The organism is Georgenia sp. Z1344, from assembly GCF_057652375.1.
Genome location: NZ_CM172728.1, coordinates 410,200 through 423,848 on the forward strand (window position 1 = coordinate 410,200; position 13,649 = coordinate 423,848).

General features: G+C 71.2%; 13 protein-coding genes. 8 read left to right on the top strand and 5 right to left on the bottom strand.

Annotated elements, in window-relative coordinates:
- Positions 1-111: 111 nt before the first annotated feature.
- Entirely contained in the window at positions 112-1,497 is a 1,386-nt protein-coding gene (locus tag AC24FB_RS01830; protein WP_425713082.1) for an NAD(P)/FAD-dependent oxidoreductase, read from the top strand.
- Positions 1,498-1,737: 240 nt separating this feature from the next.
- Here the strand turns inward: AC24FB_RS01830 and AC24FB_RS01835 are convergent, their stop codons facing one another.
- Positions 1,738-2,253 carry an aminoacyl-tRNA deacylase gene (locus AC24FB_RS01835; RefSeq protein ID WP_425713081.1) on the bottom strand — a complete coding sequence of 172 codons (516 nt, stop codon included), beginning with the start codon at positions 2,251-2,253 and terminating at the stop codon, positions 1,738-1,740.
- Between the two features lie 239 nt (positions 2,254-2,492).
- Here AC24FB_RS01835 and AC24FB_RS01840 point away from each other — a divergent pair, with 239 nt between their 5' ends.
- From AC24FB_RS01840 to AC24FB_RS01870, 7 genes are all read left to right on the top strand, one after another.
- Positions 2,493-3,221 (top strand): DUF6318 family protein, encoded by a 729-nt coding sequence (locus AC24FB_RS01840; protein WP_425713080.1) that lies wholly within the window; start codon positions 2,493-2,495, stop codon positions 3,219-3,221.
- On the top strand, positions 3,218-4,165 hold the full coding sequence (locus AC24FB_RS01845) for a hypothetical protein (protein ID WP_425713079.1): 948 nt from the start codon (positions 3,218-3,220) through the stop codon (positions 4,163-4,165). Before AC24FB_RS01840 ends, AC24FB_RS01845 begins: the two co-directional genes overlap by 4 nt.
- A gap of 179 nt (positions 4,166-4,344) precedes the next feature.
- A complete protein-coding gene (locus AC24FB_RS01850) occupies positions 4,345-4,767 on the top strand; it encodes a CBS domain-containing protein (RefSeq protein WP_425713078.1) in 423 nt (140 codons plus the stop codon).
- Positions 4,760-5,332, top strand: a complete 573-nt coding sequence (locus AC24FB_RS01855) for an SRPBCC domain-containing protein (RefSeq protein ID WP_425713077.1) — start codon at positions 4,760-4,762, stop codon at positions 5,330-5,332. Before AC24FB_RS01850 ends, AC24FB_RS01855 begins: the two co-directional genes overlap by 8 nt.
- 361 nt (positions 5,333-5,693) lie before the next feature.
- Positions 5,694-7,583, top strand: a complete 1,890-nt coding sequence (locus AC24FB_RS01860; protein ID WP_425713076.1) for an HNH endonuclease signature motif containing protein — start codon at positions 5,694-5,696, stop codon at positions 7,581-7,583.
- Between the two features lie 7 nt (positions 7,584-7,590).
- The gene (locus AC24FB_RS01865; RefSeq protein WP_425713075.1) at positions 7,591-9,303 is read left to right on the top strand and encodes an ABC-F family ATP-binding cassette domain-containing protein; all 1,713 of its coding nucleotides are present in this window, start codon (positions 7,591-7,593) and stop codon (positions 9,301-9,303) included.
- A gap of 413 nt (positions 9,304-9,716) precedes the next feature.
- Entirely contained in the window at positions 9,717-10,436 is a 720-nt protein-coding gene (locus tag AC24FB_RS01870; RefSeq protein WP_425713074.1) for a DUF488 domain-containing protein, read from the top strand.
- 120 nt (positions 10,437-10,556) lie between these two features.
- On the opposite strand, the gene AC24FB_RS01875 is transcribed toward AC24FB_RS01870, so the two are convergent.
- The 4 genes from AC24FB_RS01875 to infC form a co-directional block, all read right to left on the bottom strand.
- The gene (locus AC24FB_RS01875; protein ID WP_487560785.1) at positions 10,557-11,513 is read right to left on the bottom strand and encodes a TrmH family RNA methyltransferase; all 957 of its coding nucleotides are present in this window, start codon (positions 11,511-11,513) and stop codon (positions 10,557-10,559) included.
- Between the two features lie 79 nt (positions 11,514-11,592).
- Complete coding sequence (rplT, locus tag AC24FB_RS01880; protein ID WP_425713073.1) at positions 11,593-11,973, bottom strand: 50S ribosomal protein L20; 381 nt, start codon at positions 11,971-11,973, stop codon at positions 11,593-11,595.
- A 30-nt stretch (positions 11,974-12,003) separates the two neighbouring features.
- On the bottom strand, positions 12,004-12,198 hold the full coding sequence (gene rpmI / locus AC24FB_RS01885; protein WP_425708670.1) for a 50S ribosomal protein L35: 195 nt from the start codon (positions 12,196-12,198) through the stop codon (positions 12,004-12,006).
- A 76-nt stretch (positions 12,199-12,274) separates the two neighbouring features.
- A complete protein-coding gene (infC, locus tag AC24FB_RS01890) occupies positions 12,275-13,492 on the bottom strand; it encodes a translation initiation factor IF-3 (protein ID WP_425713072.1) in 1,218 nt (405 codons plus the stop codon).
- Positions 13,493-13,649: the final 157 nt, after the last annotated feature.

Sequence of the window (13,649 nt, forward strand, 5' to 3'; positions counted from 1 at the left end):
GGTGCCCGATCCTACCGAGGTCGGCGTCGCGCCCCGCCCCCGTCCGCCGAGACTGCGGTTGGTGGCCATTCCCACTCGCCGTGATCGCCACGGCAGTTCTACGGTTGAGACATGACCGATTCGACCGAGTCCGACGTCCCTGGCCTCAAGCGGCTCGAGCCCAGCCCCAACCGCCGTGGCGTGCGCGAGCACGTCGTCATCGTCGGCGGCGGCTTCGGCGGACTCGCCGCCGCCCGCGCGCTCAAGAACGCGGAGGTCGACGTCACGCTCGTCGACAAGAACCTCTACAACACGTTCCAGCCGCTGCTCTACCAGGTGGCCACGGCGACGCTGAACCCCGGCGACATCTCCTACTTCCTCCGCTCGGCGCGCGGGAAGCAGAAGAACCTGCGCGTCGTGCGCGGGGAGATCACGGGGGTCGACGCCGACGCGCACCGCGTGCAGCTCGCCGACGGTCGGCGGATGCGCTACGACCGGCTGGTCCTCGCCGTCGGCGTGACCGCGAACTTCTTCGGCACGCCCGGCGCCGACGAGCTCGCCTACCCCCTCTACACGCGCAGCCAGGCGATCCGCCTGCGTGACACCCTCTTCGCGCGCCTCGAGGCCGCCGCTCAGCACCCGGACCCGGGCGACGTGCGCGTCGTCGTCGTCGGAGGTGGCGCGACCGGCGTCGAGACGGCCGGCGCGCTCGCGGAGCTGCGCAACAAGGACTTCCCCATCGCCTACCCGGACATCGACAAGTCGCGGATGCACGTGACGCTGGTCGACATGGCGCCGAACCTGCTCATGCCGTTCTCCGAGCACAGCCAGCGGTACACCGCGGAGGCCCTGCGCGAGCGCGGCGTGGACCTGCGGCTCGGCAGCGGCGTCAAGGAGGTGCGGTCGGACGGCGTCGAGCTCGCCGACGGCACCTTCCTGCCGGCGATGGTCGTCATCTGGGCGGGCGGTGTGACGGCCTACAAGCAGGTCGGCGACTGGGGCCTGCCGCAGGGCAAGGGCGGCCGGTTCGAGACGGACGAGTACCTCAAGGTCGTCGGCGTCGAGGACATCTACGCCGTGGGCGACGCCGCCGTGAGCCCGGCCGGCCTCCCCCAGCTCGCGCAGCCCGCGATCCAGGGCGGCGAGTACGTGGGCGCCGTCATCGCCGAGGAGACCGGTGCCGCGCGCGACCACCGTCCCGCGCGCCGGGCGCTGCCCTTCCAGTACGACGACCAGGGGATCCTCGCGACGATCGGCCGCAGCTCCGCGGTCGCCGAGGTACGCGGCCTGCCCAACCTCACCGGGTTCCCCGCGTGGACGATCTGGACGGGCGTGCACCTCATCTCGCTGCTCGGCCAGCGCAACCGCGTGGCCACGATGGTCAACCTCGGCTCGCGCTACCTCACGTGGCGCGGCGGGCACAACATCATCGTCGGCGACGCGCCGCCCGAGGCCCGCTTCCCCCGCACGCACGTGTCCGGCGGGAAGCCCGAGGTCAAGGCGGCTCCCGGGAAGTAGGCCATTGCCGGAAGGTGCCGGCGGGACGTGGCGGGGCGGAAGAACCGCGCACGACGACGAACGACGCGGTGGCGTGGCCGCGCGGTGTCACGTGCGGTCGTGGCGGCGCGGGGTCACGTGCGGTCGCGCCGTCGCGCGGGTGACAGCAGGACGAGGGGCCGGCAGGGAGACTGCCGGCCCCTCGTCGCGTCCGCCGTTCGTCGTCGTGCGGGGTGATCGTGTGGCACCCCGGCGCCACCGCTACTCCGAGATGTCGGCGAGGGTGGCGCCCACGGCGGAGACGACGTCGTCGGCCTGCGCAGTGATCCCGACCCCGGGCGCTCCCCCGCCGATCGAGATCCGGCGGCCGGCGACGGACTCGTCGACGTAGACGGGCCAGGCGGTGGTCGAGCCGAAGGGCGTGATGGTGCCGCGCTCGTAGCCGGTGACCTCGCGGGCGCGGTCGGCGTCGGGCATGGAGAGGCGGGAGACGCCGAGGAGCGCGCGGAGCTTGGGCCACGAGATCTGGCGGTCGCCGGGGACGAGGGCGAAGACGTAGTGCTCGTCGTCGATGCGGACGACCATCGACTTCACGAGGTCGCGGGGCTCGACGCCGCGCGCGGCCGCCGCCTCCTCGAGCGACGAGACCCGGCCGTGACGCGTGACCTCGTGCGCGATGCCTGAGGCGCGGACGGCCTCGATCGCGGGGGTGGTGGGGTGGTCGGCGTCGCGGGTGTTGGGGGTGCCGGGCGTGGTCTCCGCGTGCTCGTCGGTCATGGGGCGAGCGTACGGGCCCGGCAGTCCATGCCCCCTCCGGGCCCCGCGGTCCGGGCCCCCTCCGGGCCCAGCAGTCCATGCCCACTCGCCGATCGGCCGCTCACGCGAGTCCACATTGCGCCGTGCTGTCCATCTATCCACAGATTTCGTGAAGTCAGGTGGGTGTGGGGCGTTGACCCGCTAGCGTCTCGGACATGACGCGATCAGGGGGGCGTCGCGCAGCGGCGTGGTCGACGGGGGTGCTCATCGCAGCACTCGGGCTCGCCGCGTGCGGCGACGGGGACGACGACGAGAGCAGCACCGGGCCCGGGACAGGTGGTGACGGGCCCACGAGCGAGCCGACGTCGGAGAGCGGGACGTCCGAGACGGGCTCCGAGGGCGGGTCGGAGACCGGGTCGGACGGCGGGTCGAACGGCGGCGAGTCCCCGACCGAGGCGCCGAGCGGTGGCGAGGAGTCGCCGTCGGAGGTCTCGACCGACGACATCGACTTCACCGAGTGGGAGCTCGAGCGGCGCGGCCGGCCCGCTCCCGAGCAGCCGCCCGAGATGAGTGAAGACGGCGAAGCAGGGGCAGTCGCGACGGCGGAGTACGTGGTTGAACTACTCGACTACGCGTCCGTCACCGGCAATGTCGCTGAGCTCGAGGAGATTGCATCTCCAGATTGCGGCACCTGCCGTGATGCCACTGACCAGATTCGCACGAATGTCCGGGAAGGCATCTACATCGATAGCGAGTCGTTTGTTCTGTACGACTCACTTGCGGGCCAATCTGAAACCGATCCATCAACCTGGAGTGTGGCAGTCCAAGGGCTCCATGAAGCGGGAACCGAGGCCGACCATCATGGCGAACTCATCGGCGAGTTCGCAGCACAATCCGTGACCTACTTCGTGGACACATCGTGGGACGGTAACCGGTGGACCGTTTCCGGCCTCAGCACCTGGTATGGCGATGAGGAAGCAAACCAATGAGATCTGGAATCACTAGGGCGATCATCGCCATCGCGATACTGAGCCTGGTGCCATTTGCTGTTCCTCACCACGCATTCGCCAACCCCTGCGCAGGAGTCGGCGCAGGCAGTTCCTCCAACGCCAGAGTGGACGTTGGCAACACCGAAGTCGGGTCAAACATCACGGGCACTGGCACGTGCACCGATATAGATCCGAACGCCAACCCACTCATCGACGATCACCGGCCCGCGCCTACCCCGACAGGCACACGGGCCGACAACCCCATTCTCGGTATCGACGCCGGGGCCAACACCGGCACCTGGCGCGCACTCATCCACGGCCCCCGCCTGGACTGCACCTCGGAATACCGCCGACAAGGCGCCGCCGAGATCATTCTCGACGACAACCTCTTCTGCAACCGCGGCAGACCCCAACCCACCACGCCCACCGCCACGCCAGCTACTCCCGGGGCTCCCCCACCGCCGGTCCAGGCCGCAGCACCCGTCGTCATCACCGTCAGCTACCAGGAAGCCGTCGACCTGCTGGTCGAACCCGGCGAAGCGATGATGGACGGCCGGTGGCAGCTCGCCCAGATGCCCGTCCTGCTCTGGACCACCGCCCGCGAACACATCGCCACCACCGAGATCCTCGGCACCCAGGTCTTCGTCCGCTTCACCCCCACAGAACACACCTGGGACCCCAACGACGGCACCGAACCCTTCACCACCACCGGCCCCGGCGCCCCCTACCCGAACCACACCATCTCCCACCCCTACACCCAGGGCTACGACGCCATCCACGTCACCCTCACCACCGAATGGACCGCCGAGTTCCTCGTCCAGGGCGAGACCGACTGGCAACCCATCCCCGGCACCATCCCCATCACCACCCGCACCGACCCCTTCGAGGTCCGCACCCGAGAAGTCCGCCTCGTCCCCGAATGCGCCATCCACAACCACTGCTGACTCACCCACCCAGCAGCACTCTCGACGACGACGAACCACAACCCCGACGGATGACGGCGCACTGAACCGCACTCTCGACCACGAACACGGCGCCCAACCACAACCCCGACGACGCCCCCTCAGCACGCCCCAACAAGCTCACCCGTGACCCACGCCATATCGAGGACTAGCATCGCGACATGCGTATCGACGAGGTGGTCCGCCGCAAGGGACACGAGGTCGTCACCATCCGCTCCGACGCCACCGTCGGGGAGCTCCTCGACCTGCTCGAGCAGCACCGCATCGGCGCGGTCGTCGTCTCGGACTCCGACGGCCACGTCGACGGGATCGTCGCCGAGCGCGACCTCCTGCCCCTGGTCCGGGAGGACGGCGCCACCTCGCGGCTCGTCAGCGACATCATGGTCCGCGAGGTCGTCACATGCGGACCCAAGGACGAGCTCGAATCCCTCGCCCGGACGATGACGGAGCACCGCGTGCGACACCTGCCCGTCGTCGACGAGGAGAAGATGGTGGCCATCGTGTCCATCGGGGACGTCGTCAAGAACCGCCTCGACGAGCTTCAGGCCGAACGCGACCACCTCGAGGGATACGTGCATGGCTGACGGCACGACCGACGGCGGAGCCCTCCAGCGCGCTGTCGTCGACCAGCTCAACCGCTACGAGTTCTACGCCTCACTCACGCAGGACCCGTCCGGGACCCGGTGGCTCGACACGGGCTGGGACGTCGACGGCGGCGCCGACGAGGCCTGGCGCTGGTTCGTCGAGCCCGCGCTGCTCGCACGCTGGTCGCCGATGGTGCCCGACCGCGTGCTCGACTTTCCGGGCCCCGCAACCGTGCGCGAGAACCCGGGCGACGATCCCGTCGACGCCGAGGTCCTCGTGGTCGATCCGAGCCGCAGGCTGATCGAGCTGCGCTGGGGCCCGTCGACGGTGCGTTGGTGGGTCCGGCACATCACGGACACGGAGTCGAACATCGAGCTCCGGCAGTCTGTCGCCGACCCGCAGGAGGCCGCGATGATGGCGGCCGGCTGGGCGATCTGCCTCAGCACGCTCTCCGCACTTCTTTCGGGGCACGACGTCGATCGCGTCGTCGGTGCGGACGCCCTCGGCTACGGCTGGGAGTCGATCCGGGATACGTACAGCAGGAACTTCAACGCCGACCGCTGAGGTCGCGGTGCCGCGGCCCACCCGCACGACCAGCGCGGAGGCACTCCGGGGCCCACCCGCGCGCCCCGAGCGGTTGCCTTCCACCTCCCCCGCACAGCCCGCGCGGACGCCTTCCCGAACCACCCACGCGCCCACGCGGGCCCTCCTCACGATCCACCCACGCGCCCACGCGGGCTCTCCTCCCGATCCACTCGCGCGACCCGCGTGGGCTCTCCGCACTCAACTGCCGTCGAACGGATTGCCGGCTCACACCCCTTGCACTCGAACACCTGTTCGAGTAGAGTGGTCTCATCAGGTCGAGGAGGTGACTGCGATGGTGCTCTCTGCACTCGGTGCACGGGAATTCGATGCCCGTACCCTCATGGCCAATCTCGACGACTGGTGGGAGCGCCAGCCGTCCCGGGACTGGGCGGCCGAGGACCCGATGTCCGCGGACAACCTCGAGGCGCAGCCTCTCAGCGATGTCGACCTCGACGAGTGGTTCACCTCTGAGCTTGGCCTGGACGGCGAGCACGAGTACGCGGAGCTGCACCCGCACTTCCCCTGCTACGACGAGATGGTCGACTCCGCTGAACCCCACTTCTGGTGGCCCGGGGCGGACAGTGCGAGCGAATCGGCTGGTCCGAAGGGTGCGAACGGCTCGGGCGACGACGCCGAGTACCGGGACCCGGTCGAGTCGCTGCGGGCGGTCGTCGCGGAGTTCGACCGAGCCGTCGAGACGAACTGGCATGCGCAGACCGGATCGACCGTGCACGAGGCTCACCGGCTGATCGAGATGGCGGAGCGCCAGATCGCCTCCGCCAAGGCCGGCGTCCTCACCGCGGCCGAGGCGAACGGACTGTGGGCGATCGAGGGATGGCGCACCTTCAAGGCCTTCGTACGGCACACCACGGGAACGACGTCGGGTGCCGCCGGGAGACAGGTCACTCGTTCGCGAGCGCTGCGTGAGCACCTGCCGCACACCCATACGGCGCTCGGCAAGGGCCTCATCGGCATCGAGCACGTCAACATCCTCGTCCGCGAGGCCCTGCGGACCTCGAACCTCAAGAAGCAGCTCCTGGACGAGGAGCTCGGCGAGGAGTTCCTCGTCGCGCAGGCGCAGTTGATGACCGCCGACGAGTTCAGCAAGGTCGTGCGGACGTGGGCCATGATGGCCGACCCCGAGGCAGCCGACGAGGCGTGGCGCGAGGCGGAGACCAAGGAGGAGCTGACGATCGCTCCCACCCTCGACGGCTACCACGTTGCCGGGTGGCTCGACGAGCTGTCGGGCCGCGTCGTCCACGAGGCACTGGACGCCCACATGGGGACGAAGAGTGCCGAGGACACCCGCACGCCGGCACAGCGCCGGGCCGCCGCCCTCGTCTCCCTCGCGCACCAGTCCCTCGACGTCGGGCTGCAGGGCGCCCACGCCCGGGTCCGGCCGCACGTGACCGTCACCGTCGAGATCGAGACGCTGCGTGCTCTCGCGGCAGCGACCGGCTCGGTGGTGCCACCGGTCGACGAGGCATCTGCGGACGACAGGCCGATCGACGGTCCGGACGTCGGATCGAGCGCGTTCTTCCCGCCCCACTCCGATCTCGCAGCGCTGCGTCGGCTCGGAGGCCCGCGCGAGGCAGGTACCGACGAGCCGCTGTTCGAGCTCTCCGATGACGCCCGGGAGTGGCTGCAGGCCTGGAGCCCGGGCGACGCCCACGTGATCTCGACCGCGATCGACCCCCGTGCGATGGCCGGGGTCGCTCCGGCCACGCTCGAGGACGGCACCCCGATCCCGCCGGCGCTGCTGTCCCGGCTCACCTGCGAGAGCTCGCTGTCCCGGGTGATCTTCGGGCCCGACTCGACGGTGCTCGACGTCGGCCGGGAACAACGGATCTTCCCCGCCCACATGGTGCGGGCCATCCATGCCCGCGACCGACATTGTCAGTTCCCGGGCTGCGACGAACCACCGGGCTTCGGGGAGATCCACCACTCGCTCCAATGGGCCCGGGACAACGGCCCCACGAGCGTCGAGCACGGAATCCTCCTGTGCTGGCACCACCATGACTGGGTGCATGCGAACACCGTCTCCATCGTGCGCGACGACGGCGAGTGGCGCTTCTACGACCGCAACGGTCGACTGCTCAAGGCGCAGAGGACCGTCTCGAGCCTCGCGAGCGGGTTCAGCGACGCCGGCGAGCGTGAGAACGACTACGGCAGCCGTGCCAGCGGCGGCACCGGCAATCCCCTCGCGCCGACCGAGCAGCCTGGCCGATGATCGACGCATGGCCCACCTGGACGTCTCCGGCATCACGTACGCGCTCCCGGACGGGCGGCCGCTGCTCGACGAGGTGAGCTTCGGCGTCGGGGACGGTGCGCGGGTCGCTCTCGTCGGGCCGAACGGCACCGGCAAGACCACCCTCGTCCGACTCATCACCGGCGACCTCGACATGCAGGACGGCGCGATCACGCGGCAGGGAGCCATCGCGCACATGAGCCAGCTCGTCGGCCGGACCGGCGGGGAGGCGACCGTCCGGGACCTGCTGCTCGGCGTGGCACCGGAACGGATCCGACAGGCCTCCGAGGCACTTGATGCCGCCGAGCTCGCCGTCATGGAGGTCGACGACGAACCCGCCCAGATGGCGTATGCCCAGGCACTGTCCGACTGGGGCGACGCCGGCGGCTACGAGTTCGAGACCACCGTCTGGGACGCCGTGTGCACCGACGCCCTCGGGCTCCCGTTCGAGCGCGCCCGCTGGCGTGACGCCTCGACCCTCTCCGGCGGCGAGCAGAAGCGACTGGTCCTCGAGGCGATGCTGGCCGGCCCGGCCGACATCCTCGTCCTCGACGAGCCGGACAACTTCCTCGACGTCCCCGCCAAGATCTGGCTCGAGGAGCGCCTGCGCGCGTCGTCGAAGTCGGTCCTCCTCGTCAGCCACGACCGTGAGCTGCTCTCGGCGACCACCACCGCCGTCGTCACGCTGGAGCCGGGCGCCGCCGGGGCGGTCGCGTGGACACACCCGGCGTCGTTCGCCACCTGGCACGACGCGCGTGAGGCACGGAACGCCGACCTCGCCGAGCAGCTCAAGCGGTGGGAGGAGGAACGGCTCAAGCTCAAGCGACTCGTCCAGATGTACAAGCAGAAGGCGGCATACAACTCGGACATGTCGTCCCGTTACTCGGCCGCCGTCACGCGCCTCGAGCGGTTCGAGAAGGCCGGCCCACCGGAGAAGGTCTCGATCGAGCAGGACGTGCGGATGCGACTCGTCGGCGGGCGCACGGCCAAGCGCGCGATCGTCGCCGAGGGCCTCACCTTGCTCGATCCCGGAGACGCCACCGGCGGTCGCCGACTGATGGACCCCTTCGACGCCGAGATCTGGTTCGGGGAGCGCGTGGCCGTCCTCGGTTCGAACGGGTCGGGGAAGTCGCACCTGCTCCGCCTCCTCGCCGGCGGCGGGACCACCCCGGAGAAGGAGCACCTACCCGTCGGGGACACCGTGGTGCCGTCGGTCCCCCACACGGGCGTCGCACGGCTGGGCTCGCGTGTCCGACCGGGCTGGTTCGCCCAGACGCACGAGCAGCCGGCACTGCACGGCCGCACACTCGTTGAGATCCTCCACCGTGGCGACGAGCACCGGGTCGGGCGCCCGCGAGACCTCGCCGCCCGCGCACTCGACCGATACGGCCTCGCCAGGTCGGCCGAGCAGACCTTCGACTCGTTGTCCGGCGGACAGCAGGCGCGCTTCCAGATCCTCCTGCTCGAGCTGTCCGGCGCAACGCTCCTCCTGCTCGACGAGCCGACCGACAACCTCGACCTCCACTCCGCCGAGGCGCTGCAGGAGGCGCTCGCCGCGTTCGAGGGCACCGTCGTGGCGGTCACCCACGACCGGTGGTTCGCCCGGAGCTTCGACCGGTTCCTCGTGCTCGGATCGGACGGCACGGTGCGGGAGACCTCCGAGCCCGTGTGGGACGAGGCACGCGTGGCGCGGCAGCGATGAGCCCGGGTCGACTGCTCGACGTCGGGCGCTTGACTGCCCCCGCGCTGCGACGCGTCAGAAGCTGCCTCGTCACCTTCAACGATCGCCACCCGCGGAGCCACAACGACCACTTCCACCCGTGGATCGTGCGCCGCATCCCCCGCACCCCCGCGCGGGCACTCGGCGTCGGGTGCGGCCGGGGGTGCCTCGTCGTGGAGCTCGCGGCGCGCGTCGGCACGTCGCGAGGCATCGTCGCCCGAGCACCTGGTGAAGGACCCGACGATGTCCTTCGACGAGCTGCACGCCGTCGTCGACCGGGCGATGCCGGGGGCGCGCGCATGCGGCGCCGGATCGGGTTCCGCCACACCGTCGAACGGGAGCGGGGCGCCTGACTCGACGGGCGCCCGCACCACCACCGTGCCTACGCTGACAGGATGACCACGGTGCTGACCGTCGGGCACGGCCGCCAGGAGGCCGAGGAGCTGCTCGAGCTGTTGAACGGCGCCGGCGTCGCACGCCTCATCGACATACGCTCGTTTCCCGGTAGCCGTCGCAACCCGCAGTTCGGTCAGGGCGAGATGGAGCGATGGGTGCCGAACGGCGGGATCGAGTACCGGTGGGCGAAGCCTCTTGGCGGGCGGCGACGCCCGGTGCCGGGCAGCCGGCACGTGGCGCTGCGGCACGAGTCGTTCCGCGCCTACGCGGACCACATGGAGACTCCGGAGTTCCTCGACGTCGTCGACGAGCTCCTCACGATCGCCGACGAGGCCACTGTCGCCGTCATGTGCAGCGAGTCCGTCTGGTGGCGCTGCCATCGCCGTCTGCTCGCCGACCACCTCGTGCTCGTGCGCGGGGTCGAGGTCACTCACCTCATGCCGGGCGGGCGGCGCGCCGAGCACCGACCGACCGAGGGGGTCCGGGTCGAGCTGGACGCGGTGGACGCGGGTGACCGCACCCTGGGCGGAGTCCCACGCCCTGACGCCACGGGCGAGTTCGACGACGTCGGCGCACCCGAGGGGGCGACGCACACCGACCAGCCCCGCACGGGCCGTGCATGCAAGGACCGGACGCACACACGTCGGACGCACACATGTCGGACGCGCCCGGGCCGGCATCTCGTCTACGACGTCGGAGTCACGCCCCCGCTCGTATGACCTGCCGGCTCAGACCACGTGCCCTCTTAGACCCCGTGTCCTCAGACCACGTGCCCTCTTAGACCCCGTGCCGTCAGACCCCGTGCCCGCATACCACGTGCCCTCTTAGACCCCGCGCCCTCAGACCTCGCGGCGCTGGGCCCGGGCGCTGGCGTAGAGGCACAGCGCGGCGGCGGTGGCGAGATTGAGCGACTCGGCGGCGCCGTGGACGGGCACGCGCACGACCGCGTCCGCGAGCGAACGCTGAGCCGCCGTCAGACCGTGCGCCTCGTTGCCGACGAGCCAGACGGTCGGTGCTGCCAGGTCAGGGGCGAGCAGGTCGGTCGCTGCGAGCTCGCCCTCGACCGAGAGCTGCAGCCCGTGCGCCTGGGCCAGCGCGCGGTCGGCGAGCTCGTCGAGATCCCAGTCGCCGGCGCCGTCGGCGGCGAGGACCTGCATCCCCGCGGCGCGCAGCTCGGACACGGCGGCCTCGACCTCCACCCCGCCGACGACGGGCAGGTGGAACAGCGAGCCGGCCGTCGCGCGGACGACCTTGGGATTGGTGACCTCGACGCTGCCCGTGCCCATGAGCACGGCGTCGGCCCCTGCGGCGTCGGCGGAGCGGATGACCGTCCCGGCGTTTCCGGGGTCGCCGGCGGCGACGAGAAGGGCGACCAATCTCGGACCGGACGCGACCACGGAGGCGAGGTCCGGCGTCGGGGAGGGGGTGTCGTCGTGACCGGCACTCCCGACCGAGGAGGCCTCGTGACCGGAGTCTCCACCGCCCCGGCGGGCAGCCCCGGCGGCCGCCCCGGCACCGGCACGACGCCCGGTGCGCTCGATGTTCGCCACCGCGAGCACGCCCTGCGCGTCCGGGCTCATCGCGCGCACGACCTCGGCGGTCGCCTCGTGCAGGTAGACCCCGGCCTCGAGCGCGGCCTCGACGACGTCGTGATGCTGAAGCGCGGCGTCCTCGGCGACGTAGACGTCCCGGACCCGCTCGGGCGCGAAGCGCATGAGCTCGCGCACGGCCTGCGGTCCCTCGACGAGGAACTGGCCGTGCCTGGAACGCGCCGAGCGCCCGGACAGCGCCGCCACCCTCCGCACCCGCTCGGAGCGGGGGTTGGTCAGCGGTGCGTCCGGGCGCTCGGAGCGACCCGCACGGTCCGGGGCCAGGTCAGGCCGCCGGCGCGTTGACGTCGGTCGGCAGGGCCTTCTTCGCCACCTCGACGAGGGCCGAGAAGGCGGCCGGGTCGGAGACCGCGAGCTCGGCGAGCATGCGGCGGTCGACCTCGACCTCGGCGGCCTTGAGGCCCTGGATGAACCGGTTGTAGGTCAGGCCGTCGGCGCGGACCGCGGCGTTGATGCGCTGGATCCACAGACGACGGAAGTCGCCCTTGCGAGCCTTGCGGTCGCGGAAGGCGTAGGTCTCCGAGTGGAGGACCTGCTCCTTCGCCTTGCGGTAGAGACGCGAGCGCTGCCCGCGGTAGCCCGACGCCTTCTCGAGCGTCGAACGGCGCTTCTTGTGGGCGTTGACCGCCCTCTTCACACGTGCCATGTCAGGTGCTCCTCAACCTCTGCTCAGGCCTTACAGGCCGAGCATCTTCTTGACGTTCTTGGCGTCGCCGCCGGTGATCTCGCCGTCGTTGGACAGACGACGGACCTGCCGGCGCGACCGCTCGGCGAACTTGTGCACCTTGCGCGTGCGCTCGTGCATGATCTTCCCGGAGCCGGTGACCCGGAACCGCTTCTTGGCACCGGAGTGCGTCTTGTTCTTCGGCATGCTTCCCTCTCGGTCGCGCCCTCGCGCGACGTCTGCGTTCGTGACCTGTCGGCCGTCGGACGTTCCTTGCTGGCCGCTAGGCCGAGGCCTTGGGGGCTCCCGGCTTGGGGGCGGCGGGCCGGGGCGTCGCCGACGGCTTCGGCGCTCCCGGCTTCGGTGCAGCAGCCGGCTTGGCGGCGGTGGCCGGCGTGGCTGCAGGCTTGGGTGCCGACGGCGTGGCGCCGCCGGAGGATGTGGTCGACCGCGCCGGCGACGGCGTGCCCGAGGCGGCCGGACGCGCCGACCCCGCGGACGAGCCGGAGCCGGAGCCCGAGCCCGACGGCCGGGGCGAACCGGAGCCCGACGACGCCGGACGCGGCGCACCCGAGCCCGACGGACGCGGCGAACCGCTCCCCGACGACGCGGGCCGCGGGGCCCCCGAGCCGGACGACGCCGGACGGGCGGACCCGGACGACGCCGGACGCGGCGCACCCGAGCTCGACGGACGCGACGCACCCGAGGACGCGGGACGCGACGGGCCGGACGACGCCGGACGACCAGAGCTCGCGGGCCGCGACGACCCCGAGGACGGACGCGAGGGGCCCGACGACGAGCCCGACGTGCGCGGGGCGCCGGAGGACGCGGGGCGCGCCGGGGCGGACGTGCGCTCCGACGGCGGCGCCTTGGCGAAGACGGGCGCCTCGATGACGGGCGCGTCGGGCGCGGCGACGGGCGCCTGGGCCGCGGGCTTCGCGGCGTCGGCCTGCTTCTTCTCGTCCTTGTGCTCCTCGGAGGACGCCTTGCGGGCCTCCTTCTCGGCGGCACGCTTCTTCAGCTGCTCGGTGTGCGCCTCGGACTTCTTCTTGTACGGCCCGATGACCATGGTCATGTTGCGGCCGTCCTGGCGCGGCGCGGACTCGACGGACCCCAGGTCCGCGACGTCGTCCGCGAGGCGCTGCAGCAGACGGATACCCATCTCCGGGCGCGACTGCTCGCGGCCGCGGAACATGATCATGACCTTGACCTTGTCGCCGCCCTCGAGGAACCGCACGACGTGACCCTTCTTGGTCTCGTAGTCGTGCGCGTCGATCTTCAGGCGGAAGCGGATCTCCTTGAGCATCGTGTTCGCCTGCTTGCGGCGGGCGTCACGGGCCTTCACGTCCGACTCGTACTTGAACTTGCCGTAGTCCATGAGCTTCGCGACCGGCGGTCGCGCGTCGGGGGCCACCTCGACGAGGTCGAGGTCCGCCTCCTGGGCAAGCCGAAGGGCGTCCTCCACGCGGACGACGCCGACCTGCTCTCCGCCAGGGCCCACGAGTCGAACCTCGGGGACGCGGATACGGTCGTTGATACGGGTCTCGCTGATGCTGAGCTCCTTGCTCCGTCGGGAATATCGCCGACCGACCGCCGGGAGCCATGACAAAGGCCTCCGACGCAAGAGCGCGGAGGCCTGGGCGTACGCCGGAGCGCAC